The sequence below is a fragment of the Paraburkholderia bengalensis genome (assembly GCF_037126505.1).
GTDB classification, from domain to species: domain Bacteria; phylum Pseudomonadota; class Gammaproteobacteria; order Burkholderiales; family Burkholderiaceae; genus Paraburkholderia; species Paraburkholderia bengalensis.
The window spans coordinates 199,132-217,906 of the sequence record NZ_JACFYJ010000003.1 but is presented as its reverse complement, the minus strand read 5'-3'; the positions used below and the strand labels follow the sequence as shown (position 1 = coordinate 217,906).

The window sequence follows — 18,775 nt, the reverse complement described above, 5'->3', positions numbered from 1 at the left end:
CGCCTTCGTTTCCATCGTTCTGATTCCCACTTGATCTGGTGGGAACTAGGTTGCCGATTTCGAGCACCTATGAACAGACGGTAGTGAAGCAACGCTTACAGCTGTTTCCCAGCTGACGCTTAAAAAACGTCAGCATCAATTTGCCTAAATTGTACAAAATAAGGAAAACTGATTTCCACGTGCGCAGTTTAAGTTAACCAATCGAACAGATAGACTGTGTTTACTGTTCGTCGCGTCCAAAAAAGCGCGAATATTTGCCAGCATTCCTGGTTCTCAATTTATCTGTGGAGACATCATCATGAAACTTAAGACATTAGCCGCGCTTCTCGTGCCCAGCTTGATAACCATTTCGTCCGGCGCATTTGCGAGTGGTTATGGCCCTGCTCCTTTTTATCGACCGGACGTTGGTGCATCGGCATCTCAGCGCGGCCAGAGTGCTCAAACGCTGGCAGCTGAACGAGCAGCGTCGCAATCAGGCGTGAAAGCAGCAGTTCCGAATGATGCTACGGTGGATGCTGGAACAAATCTGACGGCGTCGAACTGAATCGGGGCAAAAATCTCGCAGTAACGACTAAATACGGCAGAGTCGTCAGGATTATGACCAAACGACATTGGTGATTCTGCGCTTTAAGAGTAAAAGAGTCTATGCGCAAGCAATAACGTGGGCGCCGGATCGGCGTCAAGGTCGGTATTTTCAGACAATCAGAATCCCGAAGATTTAAACAGACTGATGACCCGACATACTCACGCCTGCGTGTTATGGAAAACAGTCTCCTCTTAGCCTTGGGTTCGCCCCGAATTTCGAGGCCTTCAACGCCGACAATTGTCGGCGTCTTTTTATCTGCGACCAAGGTTCAATCAGTGTCCAGTTGCGTGTGTGACGCGACCAGCGGGCCGGATTGTATTCACGCGCCTCTCACATACAGGGTGTGACGTGCCCGCGAGAAATACGCAATCCACGCCGGCATGACGGTGCGCGGGCGTCACATGGCGGGTGCCATTATGACGATGCTCGACGTTGTACCACTGCACGAATTCAGCAGCCGAACTCCGGGCCGCGTTCACGTCGTCGAAGCCCGTAGCGAGAAAGTCCGGCCGGTACCTCGCGATGCGGAACAGCGCGTCAAGGAAGGCATGGTCGCCACTAACCCGGGGTCACGAGTACGACGGCTTGATGCCCAGCCAGTGCGGCATCCCCAGCACGGTGGTGGAATTCAGAGCCGCGCCAACGTCGCCGTGCGGTGCGGGTTTGGCCTCGAGGGCAGCAACCAGCCAGTGGCGGTTTATTCGCGCCGTTTGGCGCACCAGATGTGCGGCGTGTTCGGTGGCATGTCGGCAAATCGCGACTCATTGGCAACGCGCAGCACGTTTGCCCGGTCCTCCGGACTCAAGGCGTGCACTCGCAGCGAGCAAGTCGCGCCGGGCCGGCCCGGGCTTCGTGTTTGACGAGCCCCTCATAGGCCTTCCAGCGCTGCAGGGTACGCACATCAATTCTGGCGAACTCGCACGCCGGACACATACGTGCGCCAGTTGGCGCTCATGGAGGCCGATCATTCCTGCTCGCCCTTGTTGAAGATCGCGCCGAATTTTCAGCTTTGGCAAAAAAAAACGATCTACTGCCCGGCTCGTACGGGCGTCGCACGATATAGACGCGCGCGATTGACAATCAGCAGCCGCGAAAAGGGAACTTCTCGAAGAAGAAGCCCCCAACAAAATAGCGCCTTTGCTACAAATTGCTGTCCAGAAATGCGGATAGTTGTGACTTGGTCAACGCCCCGATTTTTTGCGCTTTCAGCACTCCGTCCTTGAAGAGCATCAGAGTCGGGATTCCTCTAACGCCAAATTTCATCGGAGTCTCTTGATGGTCATCTACGTTCAGCTTTGCAACCTGTAGACGATCACCATAGTCCTTCGAAATCTCGTCCAGCACTGGGGCCGTCACCTTGCATGGACCACACCACTCCGCCCAAAAATCTAGCAACACTGGTTTGCCAGATTTGATGACATCAGCTTCAAACGATGCATCGCTAACGTGTTTGATTAAGTCACTCATTTTCATCAGCTCCGTTATGCCAGGGTCACAATCGGATGCTCACCCCAACTGATTCAAACAATGCGAGCGGCTGCCGCTCGCATTGCTGCTTTGCCATCCTGTTACCGTGGCATTGCCAGGTAGTGCAACAAAGGTTGGCGCTTTTCTACCGTCTACGTTCACGCATCAACGAAATTTATCGGCCCCAGGAAGTCCATCTTGCCAACATCCACTCCATCCTTACGTAGGATCGCGTATCCCATTGCTACATGAAAATAGACATTCGGAATAGTGATCTGCAACAAGTAATCCTGGCCCTCAATAATCTTGCCCGGTTTCCAGGAAACCTTCACGCGCTGGCTGCTGGCATCTGCATACATCTCGGATGCGACACTCCGTGTGAATTCCACCGTTTTACGGATGCGAGCGCGGACCTCGTCGATTGTTCTTTCATTATCTTCAAGGCGAGGCGGCCTTTGCCCTGATAACCATGCGGCGCCGGCTTTGAGATAATCAGATGCGCTCTGAACCTGATAGAGGAATGGCGCCATGTCAGGAGCCAGCCGACTATGCATAAGCACATTAACGTCAAACCTCTTTTGCTCCGCATGTGCTTCGGCTTTTTCGAGCATCTTCTCAAAGGATAGAAAAGCCTGTGTGCATTGTGCGATCGCTTGCTGATACATATCAAGACCCTCTATTGCCGCATTTCTGCGTAGAAAAAACAGCGCAGATTTTTAGCTACCGCCCGTTTTTCGCTTGCTTTCACACTAACTGATACCATTGAGCAGCGTTCTTAGACCGCCAGCTCGATCCAGTGCCGCCAGATCATCGAAACCACCTACATGCGTATCGCCAATGTAAATCTGGGGCACAGTTCGTCGACCGGTACGGGACATCATTTCGTCCCGGCCCTGGGTATTCGTATCGACCATGATCTTTTCGATCTGGTCTACGCCACGAGACCGAAGCAACGCCTCAGCCCTGTCGCAATATGGACAGACCTGTCGGCTATACATCATTACTTTGCTCATCTTTACTCCTTTTTCAGCCGCACGCTGCGATCCCAAGCCACGCGGGGCTCATCATCGATCGATGTAATCCGCAACCAGCATATGCGATTATCGTCGCCAAACTGCAATCGGAGGAGAGTACGAACTCACTGTAATTTCGCGTGATGTCCCGTCGCTCCCAGCGGATCCGACTCGACTGCCGTCGGTGCCGGTCTCACGGCTTCCGTTTGAAACGGCTCCCGTCGACCGGTAAGTATCCTCTTCATGCCCACCTGTGCTGCGTGGCCCACTTTGTTGCGCCTGCAATGCGCTTGCACTTCCACCCGAACCGCCCGTCTGGCCGAATACCAAAAGCGGAAAAACCAGGGCGGTGGATACAACACCAATCTTCACTAACACATTCATGCGCTCGCTCCACAACCGGTGACCGGTGACACTACCGCTCGCTCGATCGCCTGTCGCCAGATAGCACCGAAGCGAATTCACCTCATCCTGATTTTGAAATCTGCTTTGTCCCCAATTTTAGTGGGATTCAAAACCAGCCCGTAATATTCCAGCTAAAATATAGCTTATCATCGTCATCCAGATCGCTCAATCGGCGGCGCTCCCTAAAGTAAGCTCCCCAGCGGTGGTCTTCGGCAAAACCTGATAGCCTCCTTATCGGCCGCCGAACGGGTGCACGTTTCGTTAGCGACCAGGACGGTATCCATTGCCCGATCCGACAAGGTTGAAGATGCGGAGCACTGTCGCTGCGCTCTGGAACATTCGCAAACGACATGGGGGAACACTCTAGTGACTTGGCCGGCTTCAATAAACAGCGAAAGCGAAACTCTCTTTTCCGAATTTTGACCTTCTATGAAGCACACCTCTTCATCACGCGCGGTAGTAGTCGAACTGCCATTCAAACCCCCGTTTGACTGGCACAAGATGCTTCAGTTTTTTGACGGCCGCTCGTCGGCTGGGGTGGAAGCCGTCGAGGACGGCGTGTATCGCCGAGCCATTGAGTGGGGCGAAGACGACGGCACCATGGAAGTCCGCTTGCACTCGAAGCGAAAGTGCCTGGTTGCTACCATTGACGGCTCGGTAGCGAGGCACGCTGATGACCTCATCGAGCCTATGTCACGCATGTTCGATACGAAAACTAATCCGAAAGACATCTACAAATGTTTTTCGGCCGATCCATGGCTCGCCCCTTTGGTCGAACTTTCGCCCGGTCTGCGCGTGCCAGGCGCGTGGTCAGCATTTGAGCTTGTCGTTCGTACGATCGTAGGACAGCAGGTTAGCGTCAAGGCCGCAACGACTGTGATGGGGCGAATCGTTCAGCGCGCAGGCAAGCGAATCGAGGATCATCCGCATGAGGGCACTGCATGGCGTTTTCCGACACCTGCTGCGTTGGCAGCAGCAGATCTCTCGGGCATCGGAATGCCGGGAAAACGTGTTGCGACTGTGCAGACTGTCGCGGCCGCCGTCGCCAGCGGGGCCCTCCCGCTGGACAACCGAGAGGCAAACAGCGCCATGATTCGCACGTCGCTGCTTGAGTTGCCCGGAATTGGGCCTTGGACCGTTGAATACGTAGCAATGCGTGCGCTTCGAGACCCCGATGCTTGGCCGGCATCCGACCTCGTTCTGATGAATGCGATCACAAAACGCGACCCTGCACTTACGCGACCTGGCCAGCAGAAAGCTAGAAGCGAAGTTTGGCGGCCATGGCGAGCTTATGCTGCGATTCATCTTTGGAACGGATTTGCCATGGAGTCCGGGCGCGCTGGCGGTGGTTAAACCTCTCTTTTGCCTGCTCACAGCACCGTACTGTCACGCAAACTCTCGGATCACCACTGCAAGTTTTGCAACCGCCTGCTCGATCTGCTCTGTCGAAAAGCCACCAAAGCCGAGCATGAGGCCTGACCGACGCCCAGGCCCAGCGTACATCGGGGAAATAGCCTTCACTGCAATTCCAGCTGCTGCAGCGCGTGCGGCGACCTGTCGATCTTCAACCGGGTCTCTGAACCAGATGATCAGATGGGAGCCCTGGTCGCTCGGTTGCACCTCGACTTCGTATATTTGTTTCTGAATCTCTGCAATCAGAGTTGCGCGACGGTCCGCATAAATGCCTCTGATACGACGGATGTGTGCTTCAAAATGGCCCTCCTGCATATACGAGGCAACGACGTATTGATCACCGGTCGGTGCATGCCGGTCCATCAGTTGCCGGGCACCATTAAAGGCTTCAACGAGTGGCGTTGGGACCACAGCGTAACCTAGCCTGAGTGATGGCGCGAGCACCTTGCTGAACGTCCCAAGGTAGATGACCCGTGACGGGGCAAGCCCTTGCATCGATGGAAAGGGGTGACCGGCGTACCGCAGTTCACTATCGTAATCGTCCTCGACAATCCAGGCCCCATTCTCGCGAGCCCATGAGAGCAATGTCTTCCGCCGGCTCATGCTCAGAGGCATTCCCAGCGGATACTGGTGCGAAGGTGTGACAAAGACCGCACGCGCAGCATTGAGCGTGCCGATCGCATACTCGACGTCCATTCCATTCGGGTCAACGGGTACACGCAGAACGTGCGCATTGACATCGGCCAAGACTGCAGTCACGCCTGGGTAGGCCGGATCCTCAGCCCAGGCCACATCTCCCGGCGATAGCAGCACCTTAGATGCGACGAAGAGACCCTGCTGCGTCCCGCTTAGCACGATCACGTTCTCAGGCGAACAGACGACTGCCCTGGATTTGCGCACGTAATCCGCAATGGCCTTCCGCAAGGCTGGGAGACCAGTCGGGTCACTGTAACTGGAAGGTGCTGCTATTTGCGTCGAGCGAATTCGATTCGCCAGCCTGCGCCAGTTGTCGTCCAGCGCGACCTCATCTCGGGGGACTCCAATGGCGAACGGTATCCCAGGGAGCGGAGTAAGCGTCCGAGCGACAGCCGCGTAACGTTCTGCATTGGTGGGTAAGACAGGAGCGTTGCAACTATCCGGCTCCGGTCGCGGTGAACTCGTCTCCCATTGCGGATCAGCGATCGTGTGCGCGACCAACGTTCCGGCGCCTATTTTCGCCTCGAGGTAGCCTTCTGCGATAAGCTGCCCGAATACCTCTGTTACTGTTCCCCGTGCAATGCCCAGCGACGTTGAAAGCGTGCGAGTCGACGGGAGACGCTCTCCAGGCCTCAGATCGCCTCGCGAAATCGAATCGCGCAACATGCTGGCGAGTTGCTTGCCTACGTGCCCCGCCACTTTATCGATCGCACCCAGTACGGGAGCTTCGACTGTGTTTGTTTTCTTTGACATTGCTTTCGCGTTCGGACGCCAGCTATGAATGATCAAAACCGATTATAGCCGTCGCACACGCTGTCAGTTTCCTTTCAATAATCAGGTATCTTCGCCGTACTCGTTCGACTAAACCGACTACGACGCCGCAGCCAGTTCAAAATTGCGTGCGTCGGTTAGCGGGATGGTCACGTCAGTTAGTCGATCCACGCACAGGTGAACCCCTGAGTCGATCCAGGCCTTCAGTAGACGCACCGGAACAGCGATATCGGGGATTGGCCCAAGCCCGCACACCCCCATCAAGACGCCCGATTCGTCGAGAGAGAAAAACAAAACCCCCCGGCCAGCCGGGCGCGAGATGGTTATCGAACCCAGCGTTGGCAAACCTGCGACCTGCAATGCGACTTCGTATTGATTCGACCAGAACCACGGTAATTCATCATATGAGGTCTCGTGCCCAAGCATGCTCCGGGCCGCAAGATCGGCCTGATCCTCTGCATTTTTCCAGGACTCAAGCCGCAGATCCTGCTTGTAACGCGCGCTGTAGTAAGAACACACGTCGCCGCATGCGTAGATGTCTGGATCTGTAGTTCTAAGAGAGGAATCGACCCGAATGCCGTTGCTAACGTGCAGGCCGGCCTCTTCTGCGAGGAAAGTGCGGGGACGCGCACCAACGCCATACACCACATGGTCACATGACACGCGTTCACCGGTAGCCAGGCGTACGGCTTCTACCCGCTCGATACCTTCGATTTCAGCGACCGACACGCCAAAGCGAAACATCACTCCTCGTTGGGAATGGATTTCCGTCAGGGCGCTAGCCACAATCTTCGGCAACACACGACCGAGAGGTGCCGATGCCATCTCGAGCACGGTAACCACGCATCCTTTCTCAACAGCAGCAGCGGCAACTTCAAGCCCGATGAACCCAGCTCCGACGATAACGACCTGCGTTCCAGGGTTTAGGTACGAGGACACTCGAGTTGCGTCGTCCGCCGTTCGGAATGCACTCACGCCGGGCAAATTGGCGCCCGGGATCGGCAGCGGATTCGGTTCAGCGCCCGTCGCAATCAGGAGACAGTCGTATGAAATGCATTGCTCGTCGTCGAGAACGATGCACTTGCGCTGCCGATCGATAGCTGTGACCTTCCGCTCAAGAATCAGGTCAATGCTCTGCTCTCTATACCATTCATCCGGGCGAAAAAGGCATGACCCGACACTCTTCTTGCCCAGTAGCACTGCTTTGGACAGCGGTGGGCGATCATACGGCGGCTGACTTTCATCACCAACCAATGTAATCGGGCCGGTCCAGCCACGCTTGCGTAAAGCTTGTGCAGCCTTGCCACCACTGTGCCCGGCACCCACAATCACTGCACGTGCGTCCATTCACAACTCCTACGGCAGGAAAAGTCGGTCACACCCTCGTCGTCTCAGGTGTGGATAACAGCCTCATGCGGTTTGCTGAATGCTATCGAGCGTCGCCTGGCCAAGTTCTACGTCACCCTGTGCCTTGAGCGCTTCGCCGAGGCTTACACGGTCTCTCAGTTCACGGTTTTGGCTCAGTTTGAACTTCCCGCCTAACCGAATCACCTCAATCTCTATTCCGACTATGTTGCGGAGCATCATTTCCAGGTATTCAGGCTCCGCGTCTGTCATCTTCCAGGGCTTGGGTTGGGATGCCTCGTGCGTTCGCGTCAGACGTGCAACCACGCCGCGCACATATTTTTCATCGTCACGCACGGTTATGCGGCCATGCACGTGGGCGACGCGGTAATTCCATGAAGGCACCTGCTTATGAAATTCATGCTTGCTCGGGTACCAGGAAGGCGTAACGTAGGCCTCGTCACCACGAAAGATGACCAGCACTTCGTCTCCGTCTTTAACTTCTGTCCAGACGCTGTTGGAACGTGCAACGTGCGCTCTGAGAATACCGTGCTCGCCTGCATTACGGTCGAGCTCGAATGGAATGTGATTGGCATCCAGTTCGCCTCCCGTATTGGTGATGAGCGCACCCAGAGGATGGTCTACGATCAGTTGACGAAGGGACTCGACGTCAGGCGGGGCGAAGTGCGCGGGTACGTACATGTAAACTCCGGGGTAAAACTGCTTTTTGATAGACAGCTGCAATATTTCAGGCGTAGCGACAGTTACGGGATCAGATTTCAACCATCTCGAAGTCGCTTTTCGTCCCACCGCAATCCGGGCAAATCCAGTTACCGGGGACGTCTTCCCAGCGTGTGCCAGCGACAATCCCATCCTCTGGACGCCCTTCTTCTTCGCTATACATCAGCCCGCAGATAACACAAAGCCACGATTTGAACGGCTCGGCGGATGCTGTGCCCGGGGCAGTAATTGAAGACTCGATGGTCATGGCTTAGCCTCTAGGGGAAAGGAAACAGATAAAGGCCGTTATCGACCGTAAGTCTTATCGTCCGTCTGCAGCTTCGAATACGGAAGCTCCATTTTCGCCTTAATGAGCTGGTCCATTTCCCGCACATGTACGTCATCCGCTCGAATCTTGACGGGCGAAGCCTCTCGGGCGTTCAGGCCGTGCAGCGGTCCACTCCGCTATCAGAGGGAGCACCCGAATTTCAATATAAATCAGCGTCTATGAGAATGGTTCATTACAAACGACGCAAAGTGGCACTGTCTGCTGCATTTTTGGCGCCGCATATTTCTATCGTTTCAAAAGGCTTGCCAAGATAATTTTCCCCTACGACTGCGAATTTTGGAGTTCAACATGCCTCTTATCGACAAGTTCAAACTGGCAGCGATTCAGGCCGAGTCGATCCCCTTCGATATGGATGCCTCTCTGGAAAAAGCCTGCAAGTTGATCCTGGATGCAGGTGCACAGGGTGCAACGCTCGCGGCTTTTGGCGAATGTTGGCTGCCAGGATTCCCATTTTTTGTTCATGCAGGTCCTCAACAGTCAAATCATCATGTCGCAGAGTATGTGGGCAGTGCCGTCGAAATTCCGAGTCCTACGACCGACAAGCTATGTGCGACCGCAAAACAGGCTGGCATCGACGTTGTTATAGGGATACTGGAACGAGACTCGGTGACCAGAGGCACCGTCTACTGCACAATTTTGTTTATCGGCAGCGAGGGAAAAATCCTCGGACGTCATCGTAAGCTCAAACCCACGTATTCCGAGCGTGCGATCTGGGGCGAGGGTGACGGAGTCGGTCTCAGGACTTATGAAAGGCCCTATGGTCGCATTAGCGGCCTGAACTGTTGGGAGCACAACATGATCCTGCCGACCTATGCACTCGCCGCCGAAGGCGTCGATATCCACATTGCAGCCTGGCCGGGGCGAGAAGGCGCTGCGCCGCCTTCCCCACTTCCCGTCTATAGTCGGCAAAAGCTACTTTCACGAGCTTTTGCCTCACAAGCCGCCTGTTACGTCATCCTTGTTGGCGGACTGCGCACCCGTGCCAACACGCCCGATCGTTTAAAGGACGTCCTGGTGTGGGAACATACCGGCGACAGTATGATCATCGACCCGCGCGGAGAACTAATTGCTGGGCCAGCCCAGGGCGAGACCATCTTGATGGCTGAGGGTTCGCGTGAAAATATAATCGTCGCCAAAGCTGCAGCTGATGCTGGCGGACACTATTCACGCCCTGATGTGCTCCAGCTTCGCATCAATCGTGAGCCAATTCGTCGGGTCATCGAGGAAAACACCGATTCTTCGCGATGAGCATCATGACGAGGCGAGGCACAACTTAGAACTACACGATCCGGCGCATCGATTCGCAAAGGTTGCTGCGCCCTCATCCTCGAAGGTGCGCAGCTTCGTAAATCTAATGTAACTTGTCTTCGCGGGGTCATCGATCGCCAGTGCCGAAACATAAGGCGCGAGCATCATCACTGTTGACTCTGCCCCGAGGTTTTCAAACTTCAACTTCCGCCCGCTGATAACTGGCACCTCGCTGCAGCGACAAGAGTGGGCCGTGAGAGTCCACCCTGTCGCAGACAGTGGTATTTCTTCGCTCGACTCGTCCGTTAAAGGCAATCAGCTCAACCGCCAAGCTCTATCCGCAACCCCTAGTCGTTGCGAGGTTCCTTGCCAGGTAGCCACGTAACAACCTCCACGACGAAACCAGGTACAACCTCATACCGGCCCTGCCACACAGACACAGTTCGATTGAGGGGTTGGACGATCTTGAAGCCGGCCTCTTCTGCTGCCTTCAATGTCGCCGGCACATCGTCGACCTCGTAGAGCAGTCTTGTGTCTCGTCGCCACTGGTCAAAGGACGCTGCGTTATCGGTGATTTGCGCTGATATATTTCCATGAGGCGATGTGATCCCGATCATTCGCGCCTTGATATCGCGCATCTCGAAATCGTAATGTACGCGCCCGTTCAAATCGTGCGTGTATCGATCAATAAGCGGTTGTGCTTGCGAATTAGGTAAGATTACCCGCACGTAGGTTGACTTGATGTGCGACGCGACTGAACTCGGTGGCTTGCTGATCCCGGTGTTTGAGGCAGGTTGATTTGTTTGAGCGAATGCAGCGACGCTGGAAGCACAGAGTGCTACGATGATTGCGGCAATACGAGCAATTTTCATGATAGTTTTCAGGGTCGATTAATTGTATTCAACTAGCGAGCGTGAAGGTCTGCCTGTAGCTCGAAATCTTTCATCGCCCAAGACTGCAAAAAGCATTCATGGTGGCAGCGCCTGCGCCGCTCGCTCAGCAAGAGCGGCTATTGTGCTGCGCAGGCTATCCCAGCCAGCAGTTTTTTGCGCACCTTCAAATTCAGGCCCGTTCAGACTGACGTGTTATGGAAGTTCAAAATACTCATGTTCAAGCCGTTTTCCGTCTTCCCAAACGTGAAAGCACGCGTCCCACATGACCACTTTTCCATGTCGGTACTCGAGGTACTCGATTCCGCGCCCTTCCATCTTCTTGCCGGTCTCGGAATCGATCCAGTGCCCGGTCCAGCTTCTGATCACCTTCTGCCCATCAATCGCCAGTAACACCTTTTTCAAGGTGTAATTCAGTTGCCGCTTCAGTCGCTTCTCAAGCCACCGCTTCGCCGTCTCCCGTCCATGCATATCCGGCAATGAAGCAAACCTGATGACAATATCCTCGTCGTACTTTGAGATCAGGCCTTCAATGTCACCTGCCTGAAATCGCTCTTCTGATAACCGAAGCGCAGTTTCTGCTGCTTCCCACGTAATGGGTTCGATGTCAGTCTGGTGCTGCGTTAGTTGATCACTCACTTCTATCTCCTTATTCACGGGCACTGCACAATGAAAGACATGCCACTGCGGGACCATACAATCATTTTTCGATGCTATTTATCAAAAAACATCGTTATTTCTTATTTATTAACCAGCCGGGCCTGAACCAGGAAAATTGCAAGTAATGCCCCTACCAGAAGCAACACTGAATGAGCGTATAAAGCAGGAACAATGCTGTTAGTAAGAGTTTTAACCACACCAAACATATATGGACTTACAAATCCAGAAACAATCCCAATCGAACTGATTAACCCAATCCCGGCCGCAGCCGCTTTGTCACTGAGTACAGCAGTCGGCAACGCCCAGAAAAGTGACATTGAGGCCATAGATCCAGCGGCGGCAGCCGTTAATCCGACGATTACGATCACTTGACTTCCGCCATACCCTATCAGCGAAAATCCGAGCGCGCTGATGATCATGGGAATCACCATATGCCACCTGCGCTCCCTGTTCCGATCTGCGCTTCTTCCGAAACTCACCATTGCGACAATAGCCGTGCCGTAAGGAATCAGACCGAGCAAACCGATGTGGAACGTATCCTTCACGCCAGTGGATTGAATGATTGCCGGAAGCCAGAATGCGATCGCCGTTACACCCAGCAAGATATTGAAATAAATAACGCAGAAAATCCAAATCTGCGGATCTTTGAATACACCCAGCAAAGACGTATGTGACACGTCTTTGGTGTCTTCGGCGATATTGGCAGAAAGCAGAAGTTTTTCCGAATCACTTAGCCATTTTGCTCGCTCGATACGATCATCCAGATACCAGAAGACAAACACCCCGATCAGTACCGTTGGCAACCCTTCCAGCAGAAACAGCCATTGCCAGCCCGCCCAACCGTGAACGCCAGCCATCTGGCGCATAATCCATCCGGAAATCGGTCCGCCCAGGACTCCCGAAAGAGGAAGCCCAGCTGTGAAAGCAGCAACAACCTGGCCGCGTCGGTGCGCGGGGTACCAGTAGGTTAGGTAAAGGATGACACCAGGTAACAAACCAGCTTCTGCGATACCGAGCAGCAAGCGTAGTACGTAGAACATCGCTGGCGTTTTCACGAACATCATCAGTACCGACAACGTTCCCCAGGTCACCATGATTCTCGATATCCAGCGCCTTGCTCCAACGCGATGCATGATCAGGTTGCTTGGGATTTCGCATGCAGCGTAACCGATGAAAAAAATCCCGGCGCCCAATCCATAAACTGCCTCGGAGAATCCGAGATCCGACAGCATTGCGAGCCGAGCGTATCCGATGTTAGTGCGATCGAGGAACGCCAGCATGTAACACATCATCAAAAGCGGGATTATGCGCCATGTTATCCGACGATATAGCCGAGATTCGTCAGAAGTGATAACACCAATTTCTCCAATCTGCAAAGTCGAGCGCATAGTCCTCACCACATGATTTATTAAAAGGATAATTAAGTGCGCAGCAAATAAAACTAGCTTTCAGGTAAAACATCAAGTGACGAACGTGGCCCTTACCTATATGTCCCCGCTCCATCTTTTCTTTTGTCCGCGATACCCGTACCCGTGTCTGCTATTGCGATATGCCCACCGTCTCCCCTCTATGCCCGTTTGTCTGTTTCGAATATGCATCGCCACAAAGTGGCCAAACAGTGCCACTTTGCTCCAATCTCGATGTGCCAATTCCCAAACACATTGCATACGATTGATGAGAAACGCGTTCGATCACGGCCTCGCGGGAGAGATATGTGTCTTGTTCTTATGTAAACGTCAGTCAATGAGGCTGGGAAGTTGCCACAGCAAGGGATGACTTGTTTGGTCGGGGTCAGCCCGTTTAGCCCGTGTGTTCGATCTGACATATGACGCTCGCCGCAGTGATGGCAGGATTCAAACCGCGCGAAACGGTCGCAGGGCTTTGCAGATTTTGCAGATCTAACCGTTGAATTTGCACAAACATTCGACCACTCCAGCAGCGCGGGTCACGCATCGCACGTTGCTCGGCGCAGTCGGACTCGACCCGAGCAGCCGGCTGGAAATTCCGACGGTCTTTTCGTTCGGGCTGTGGGGTGTTCGTAGTTGGCAAAAAACTTCGGTTGCTGGACACAAAGTTCACGCGATAGCGGATCGCGCTGGCCTTGAACGGGTTCTAGCCAAGTGGGCGGCGCGGGCCTGATGACGTCGCGCGCCACTTGCCGCAACAACCGGGTAACGAACGCCATGTGCCGATACGGTTGTTTCGCCAACCAAGGCGCAATCGTCGGTCGCGCCGACTGACGTACCGCCTTAGCTAGATGTAAGCTCGTACGTTGCGACCCTTTCAAACTTTCACCATCATTTCAGGCCGATACATGCCCGGCCTGCCTGGCAAAAAATGACGCTTACTTGACCTTTACGCCACCCTGCTGTTTGGTTATTTTTCACTAAACGGGAGATTCGCCGCCGTCATCTCGAGCAAGACCGAGAGATGATGGGATGACAACCGATAGTCATATCGGTGCAGTGATACGGGACTCATCGAATAGGTCGGGCGATTGCAAAGAATGCGGACTGTTTGAAAGTAATGTCTTCTGTTCGGACTGCTGCATAAATAGCACTTGTTAAATCTCCTTATGTAGTTGATGTAGGAGGATTCAAGACATGGCCATTGCAATCACATGCACACAGTGCGGGAAGATAGGTCTTATCGACGAAAACGCGGTTGACCTGGACGAGGGAAAGCTCGACGTTCAAGCCTTTGTAGCTCCCGAGGGCTTTCGGAAAGTGATGTTCGGAATGTCGTCTGCGGAGGTCGATCTTTATTGCATCGATTGCGGAATCTCCGCCGAACTACCGACGATGCACTGAGCGATACGATACCCCTTATTTTGGCTGGTGCGACGCGGCGGGTAGGACCGAGCGTCGTTCCAGCATTGCCGGATGACACGCAGCGCCTTCCAAGCCACCGCCATTGGATCCTCGTCACGTGATTGCCTGACTTGCGTCATTTGTACAGATAGCGACCGGCACTGCGTACCCACGCTTTCGGACGGCTCTTCAGATAGAATGCCCTGCATACTCGGGACATGCCCCGACCAACAATGCAGCCCAATATCCGAAGGCCACGATCGTGATGTCTCACAAGGTTTGCTTCCTCATATATCACGGCGTAGCCTCATACGATGTCGCGGGTCCCGCGCAAGCCTTTGCCGTTGCGGGTAGCGGCAGATACGACGTTACAATTGCCTCGGTATCGGGCGGTTCCGTTGAGAGCGACTGCCCGGGCCTTTCATTCTCAAGCGTCTCCGCAGCCCAGCTAACCGGCAAAATTGACACGCTTGTTATCCCCGGCGGCCTCAACGCTCCAACAGCCGCCAGAGACGTCATGCTAGTAGAGACAGTGCAACGGCTCGCCGCTGATTCAGCACGGGTCGCGTGCGTTTGTACGGGCGCATTTATCGCTGCAGAAGCTGGCTTGCTCCAAGGGCGCAGGGCTGCCACGCACTGGCGGTATTGCGACGAGTTTGCGAGCCGCTTCGCAGAGGTCACATTGGAACGCGATCCGATATGGGTCCAAGATGGCCCGATCTGGTCTTCGGCCGGTGTCAGTGCAGGTGTAGACCTGGCCCTTGCACTCATCGAAAAAGATTACGGGGTGACTACCGCTCTTCAAGTGGCACGAGAGCTCGTCGTGTTTTTGAAACGTCCGGGCGGCCAATCACAATTCAGCTCAGTCCTATCAAGCCAGATCGCTGATGCTGGTGGCCCGCTCGAATCCTTATTTGCCTGGGTTGCGGATAATCTCGGCGGCGATCTACGAGCAGAAATTCTGGCGGAGAAGGCCCATATGAGCCCTCGGACCTTCGCTCGAGCTTGCATTGCTCGCATTGGGACCACTCCAGCGAAAGCCGTTGAGATGATGCGCGTCCATGCGGCCCGCGAGTCAATCGAACAAACCGACACGCCGCTCAGCACTATAGCGTCACGTTACGGCTTTGGCGACGAGCAGCGAATGCGTCGGGCGTTCCAACGCCTGGCCCACATCACTCCGAGTCAAATTCGAGCGAGGTTCAGACCTTAGGATGATTTAAAAGCCAATCTGCTAGGCAATCCAGCAGAGGCTGTGGCTGGAATATTTGTGAAAGACCGGCCTCCTCTGCGTACTGCCTCCTCGAAGCTACTTCAAAAGGACGACGCAGGCTACTGTCTCGTGCACTCAAGCACTTTGCCGCCCGATAAGATGGGCCACGAGTTCATTCGTCGTGCGTACGTCATACTTACGCATCAGCCGGGCACGATGGGCTTCAACCGTTCGATGGCTGATATTCAAGTCCTTTGCCACCTGCTTGCTACTCCGTCCATTGACCAGAAATTGTGCAATCTGTCGCTCACGCACAGTTAATTCGGTCGTGACACGCCTGACGGTTGACATGTCCTCAAAGGTCCATACCGCCGCCGCGAAAGGGTCGTTGCGGTCAATAGCACGACCCGAAACATGACACCAGAATAAACTGTCATCGACGCGCCTCATAATACGCTCGTCGGAGTACAGGCCAGTGTCCCGCATGATCGGTAGTGCGCGCTCCCCGACGTGGACGAATTCGTCGTAAGAAGGATACAGAAGCTCAAGGGACTTGCCAGCCAGATCGGTCATTCGATACCCAAACATTCCACAGAAGGCCTGGTTATAACGATCGACCATCCGTCGGCGCGAAACCAGGAGCCCAACCGGTGCCATATCGAATGCGAGCTCAAGATCGCTACGATGAGCGGCGACCCTATTTTCAGTGGCTTGCGCCTCGAAGTCGTCGGAACGCGCCAGAGGGCGCGACAGCTGCTCAAAGTTAGAGCCCAGAATGGACCAGCAAAAATAGTCTGCCTTCATTCCATGTGCATCCCCGGTGAGAAAGATTCTCATCGAAGTGAAAAGCTCCTGTGGTAGCACGAGTTCGCGCTCCGCCTGCAAGTCTCGTGCGACTTCCCCGACAGCTCTTTCCAGCATGGACTCCAAGGGACCACAATACGCAAACGGATGAACAGTAAGTTCCCCATTATCTGTCGAGTCGGAAACGAGCTGCTCTACCCAATTGGCACGCTCACCGAAGCATAGTAAATGAATCGAGCGTCCAGCAGAGGCAGCGCCGATCGTTTCTATAAATCCGAGGATGCTGTCAGTCGCCCTGTTTGGTTTTCTGACTTCGGCTACGCGAGCAACGGCCGTCAAAAGCATCGAATCTGAGTCCGAGAAAAAATGCACACCCCCTCTGCCAGACGCTATTCCGCTGTCTGAAGCGCACCGTCGAGATGCCAGGTCGGGGATCGTCATTGCAACGACCTTCAGGTCACGAGCTAGATAAATCCCGATCATCTCGAGCGGAGATCCGCGAGCGGCGGCGTGAGGTGTTCTATCTACTTCTCGAGCAGTGTTCGCGTGGCTTTCTCTCCAGATACGCGCCACTGTAGAGCGTGAAACACCAAGTGTGGCGGCGACCGTCCCTGCACTTGGGCGATCGCCGCCTGGGCGGCATCCAATATCCACAAGCGCTTGCAAGCTGCGCCCAGAAACTCTCTTCGGAGCACCCGGTCGAGGCTTGTCACGGAGACCATCAATACCGTACGCCGCGAAGCGCTTTCTCCACTTGGAAACCGTATGCTCCGAAACGCCAAAGGCAACGGCGACATCCTTGTTGCTCGTTCCATTCAGGCACGCCATCACGATATGAGCGCGAACGACTACCATCTGCGGTTCCACCGCACTTCCCGCAACCTCCCTCAGGCGCATGATGCTTTCATCGGACAACGGAACAGGAATTCTTGGCCTTCCACGCATGTCAATTCCGCACTCCCATCACCATCGGATTATGAGCAACATCCATAATAATGTAGCGTATTAATGACCTCGTAAGCCCGGGGTAACCCTGGTGTAGTCGAACGACTGCCCAGATGCCATCGCTGGCGATACATTCCTCGCAACGTCATGCGGAAGATGCGAACGCAATGCTTCGCCCTGTAGACGTTAACGGAGCGTACCTCAAAGCCTGGAGGTTTATGCAACGTTTATCCGCCACGGTGACAGGCAGCCGCGATGAGGAAAGATGAGTAAAGATGTATCGATTGTAGCGAGCGCGCATACCGCATTTGGCCGCCTCAAAGACCAGACCCTGGAGGATCTGATCGTAGCCGCTACGCAAGAAGTGCTACGCGATGGCCACATAGACGCAGCCGAGATTGACGCAATCTTCCTGGGGCATTTCAACTCAGGGCTGGTACCGGATGGGTTTCCCGCTTCGCTCGTCCTGCAGGCCGACAAGGATCTGCGTTTCAAGCCCGCCACTCGCTGCGAAAACGCGTGCGCATCAGGGTCAGCTGCGATCCACGCTGGTATGAACGCGATTCGATCCGGTGCAGCGGATCTGGTGCTGGTCGTTGGGGCAGAGAAGATGACTTCCAACTCGACCGAGGAAGTAACGCGTGCACTGGCCGGCGCTGGTTACCAGAACGATTGGTTCGAGTCTACGCAAAGCTTTCCGCAACTTTTTGCATCAACCGCGCAGCAATATCACGAACGCTATCAGGATCCGATGTATCACATGGCTCGGATCGCAGCCAAAAACCACGCGAACGCGATGGCCAACCCACTCGCCCAGATGCACCGGGCGGTGTCGGTCGACTATTGCAACGAAGTTTCCCCGACCAATCCTGTCATTGCTGCACCACTTCGACTGACCGATTGCTCGCTTATTACGGATGGCGCCGCAGCGATTATCCTGGCATCAGCAGATCGAGCAAAGGATTTCGCCCGTGAAGTTGCCGTGAAGGCTGCCACGCATGTTAGCGACACGCTGCCCATCGGTGGTCGCGACATTCTTGCGTTTGAGGGCGCTCAACGCGCCATCTCGGCCGCACTACAGAACGCGAATCTCACCCTCAGAGACATCGATTTCGCAGAGGTCCACGATTGCTTTACGATCGCTGAACTTCTTATTTATGAGGCAATGGGGCTCGCGCCACGCGGTCAAGGGCACAAGGTGCTCGATGAAGGCACCGTATTCGCAGACGGATGCCTTCCCGTAAATCTCTCGGGCGGACTCAAGGCAAAGGGCCATCCGGTGGGTGCGACCGGAGTGTCCATGCACGCTCTTGCGTTCAGACAGCTAACAGGTGCACCAATTGGCATTCCGGCTCCAGGCGCCGAATTCGGGCTGATCTTCAATATGGGCGGAATGGCTGTCGCGAATTATGCATCAGTGCTACAGGCCAGGAGGTCGTGA

The 18,775-nt window shown here is 54.6% G+C and carries 18 protein-coding genes; 7 read left to right on the top strand and 11 right to left on the bottom strand.

The genetic code is table 11. The features are described from left to right. Positions 1-298 precede the first annotated feature (298 nt). Both H3V53_RS03665 and H3V53_RS03660 read left to right on the top strand, forming a co-directional pair. Entirely contained in the window at positions 299-544 is a 246-nt protein-coding gene (locus tag H3V53_RS03665) for a hypothetical protein (protein ID WP_336596762.1), read from the top strand. A 458-nt stretch (positions 545-1,002) separates the two neighbouring features. Then, on the top strand, positions 1,003-1,446 hold the full coding sequence (locus tag H3V53_RS03660) for a hypothetical protein (RefSeq protein WP_336596761.1): 444 nt from the start codon (positions 1,003-1,005) through the stop codon (positions 1,444-1,446). A 280-nt stretch (positions 1,447-1,726) separates the two neighbouring features. On the opposite strand, the gene trxA is transcribed toward H3V53_RS03660, so the two are convergent. The 3 genes from trxA to grxC form a co-directional block, all read right to left on the bottom strand. After that, entirely contained in the window at positions 1,727-2,053 is a 327-nt protein-coding gene (trxA, locus tag H3V53_RS03655; protein ID WP_336596760.1) for a thioredoxin TrxA, read from the bottom strand. Between the two features lie 158 nt (positions 2,054-2,211). After that, positions 2,212-2,718, bottom strand: a complete 507-nt coding sequence (locus H3V53_RS03650; RefSeq protein ID WP_336596759.1) for a DUF1993 domain-containing protein — start codon at positions 2,716-2,718, stop codon at positions 2,212-2,214. An 84-nt stretch (positions 2,719-2,802) separates the two neighbouring features. Continuing rightward, positions 2,803-3,066 (bottom strand): glutaredoxin 3, encoded by a 264-nt coding sequence (gene grxC / locus H3V53_RS03645; RefSeq protein ID WP_336596758.1) that lies wholly within the window; start codon positions 3,064-3,066, stop codon positions 2,803-2,805. 834 nt (positions 3,067-3,900) lie between these two features. Here grxC and H3V53_RS03640 point away from each other — a divergent pair. Beyond that, the gene (locus tag H3V53_RS03640; protein ID WP_336596757.1) at positions 3,901-4,824 is read left to right on the top strand and encodes a DNA-3-methyladenine glycosylase family protein; all 924 of its coding nucleotides are present in this window, start codon (positions 3,901-3,903) and stop codon (positions 4,822-4,824) included. Between the two features lie 33 nt (positions 4,825-4,857). Here the strand turns inward: H3V53_RS03640 and pdxR are convergent, their stop codons facing one another. The 4 genes from pdxR to H3V53_RS03620 form a co-directional block, all read right to left on the bottom strand. Next, on the bottom strand, positions 4,858-6,333 hold the full coding sequence (pdxR, locus tag H3V53_RS03635; RefSeq protein WP_336596756.1) for a MocR-like pyridoxine biosynthesis transcription factor PdxR: 1,476 nt from the start codon (positions 6,331-6,333) through the stop codon (positions 4,858-4,860). A gap of 117 nt (positions 6,334-6,450) precedes the next feature. Next, positions 6,451-7,698, bottom strand: a complete 1,248-nt coding sequence (locus tag H3V53_RS03630; RefSeq protein WP_336596755.1) for an NAD(P)/FAD-dependent oxidoreductase — start codon at positions 7,696-7,698, stop codon at positions 6,451-6,453. Between the two features lie 63 nt (positions 7,699-7,761). After that, entirely contained in the window at positions 7,762-8,397 is a 636-nt protein-coding gene (locus H3V53_RS03625; protein ID WP_336596754.1) for an FMN-binding negative transcriptional regulator, read from the bottom strand. A gap of 70 nt (positions 8,398-8,467) precedes the next feature. Beyond that, positions 8,468-8,683 (bottom strand): rubredoxin, encoded by a 216-nt coding sequence (locus H3V53_RS03620; protein ID WP_336596753.1) that lies wholly within the window; start codon positions 8,681-8,683, stop codon positions 8,468-8,470. Between the two features lie 369 nt (positions 8,684-9,052). On the opposite strand from H3V53_RS03620, the gene H3V53_RS03615 reads away from it, so the two are divergent. Further along, positions 9,053-10,012, top strand: a complete 960-nt coding sequence (locus H3V53_RS03615) for a carbon-nitrogen hydrolase family protein (RefSeq protein ID WP_336596752.1) — start codon at positions 9,053-9,055, stop codon at positions 10,010-10,012. A 347-nt stretch (positions 10,013-10,359) separates the two neighbouring features. On the opposite strand, the gene H3V53_RS03610 is transcribed toward H3V53_RS03615, so the two are convergent. The 3 genes from H3V53_RS03610 to H3V53_RS03600 form a co-directional block, all read right to left on the bottom strand. Next, entirely contained in the window at positions 10,360-10,884 is a 525-nt protein-coding gene (locus H3V53_RS03610) for a hypothetical protein (protein WP_336596751.1), read from the bottom strand. A gap of 213 nt (positions 10,885-11,097) precedes the next feature. Further along, positions 11,098-11,541: a nuclear transport factor 2 family protein gene (locus tag H3V53_RS03605; RefSeq protein ID WP_336596750.1), complete on the bottom strand. Its 444-nt coding sequence runs from the start codon at positions 11,539-11,541 to the stop codon at positions 11,098-11,100. Between the two features lie 101 nt (positions 11,542-11,642). Continuing rightward, a complete protein-coding gene (locus H3V53_RS03600) occupies positions 11,643-12,950 on the bottom strand; it encodes an MFS transporter (RefSeq protein WP_336596749.1) in 1,308 nt (435 codons plus the stop codon). Between the two features lie 1,215 nt (positions 12,951-14,165). On the opposite strand from H3V53_RS03600, the gene H3V53_RS03595 reads away from it, so the two are divergent. Beyond that, positions 14,166-14,372, top strand: a complete 207-nt coding sequence (locus H3V53_RS03595) for a hypothetical protein (protein ID WP_336596748.1) — start codon at positions 14,166-14,168, stop codon at positions 14,370-14,372. 265 nt (positions 14,373-14,637) lie between these two features. Then, positions 14,638-15,585, top strand: a complete 948-nt coding sequence (locus H3V53_RS03590; protein ID WP_336596768.1) for a GlxA family transcriptional regulator — start codon at positions 14,638-14,640, stop codon at positions 15,583-15,585. Positions 15,586-15,720: 135 nt separating this feature from the next. On the opposite strand, the gene H3V53_RS03585 is transcribed toward H3V53_RS03590, so the two are convergent. Next, complete coding sequence (locus H3V53_RS03585) at positions 15,721-17,286, bottom strand: helix-turn-helix domain-containing protein (RefSeq protein ID WP_336596747.1); 1,566 nt, start codon at positions 17,284-17,286, stop codon at positions 15,721-15,723. A 313-nt stretch (positions 17,287-17,599) separates the two neighbouring features. On the opposite strand from H3V53_RS03585, the gene H3V53_RS03580 reads away from it, so the two are divergent. After that, positions 17,600-18,775, top strand: coding sequence for an acetyl-CoA acetyltransferase (locus H3V53_RS03580; protein WP_336596746.1), 1,176 nt, complete (start codon positions 17,600-17,602; stop codon positions 18,773-18,775).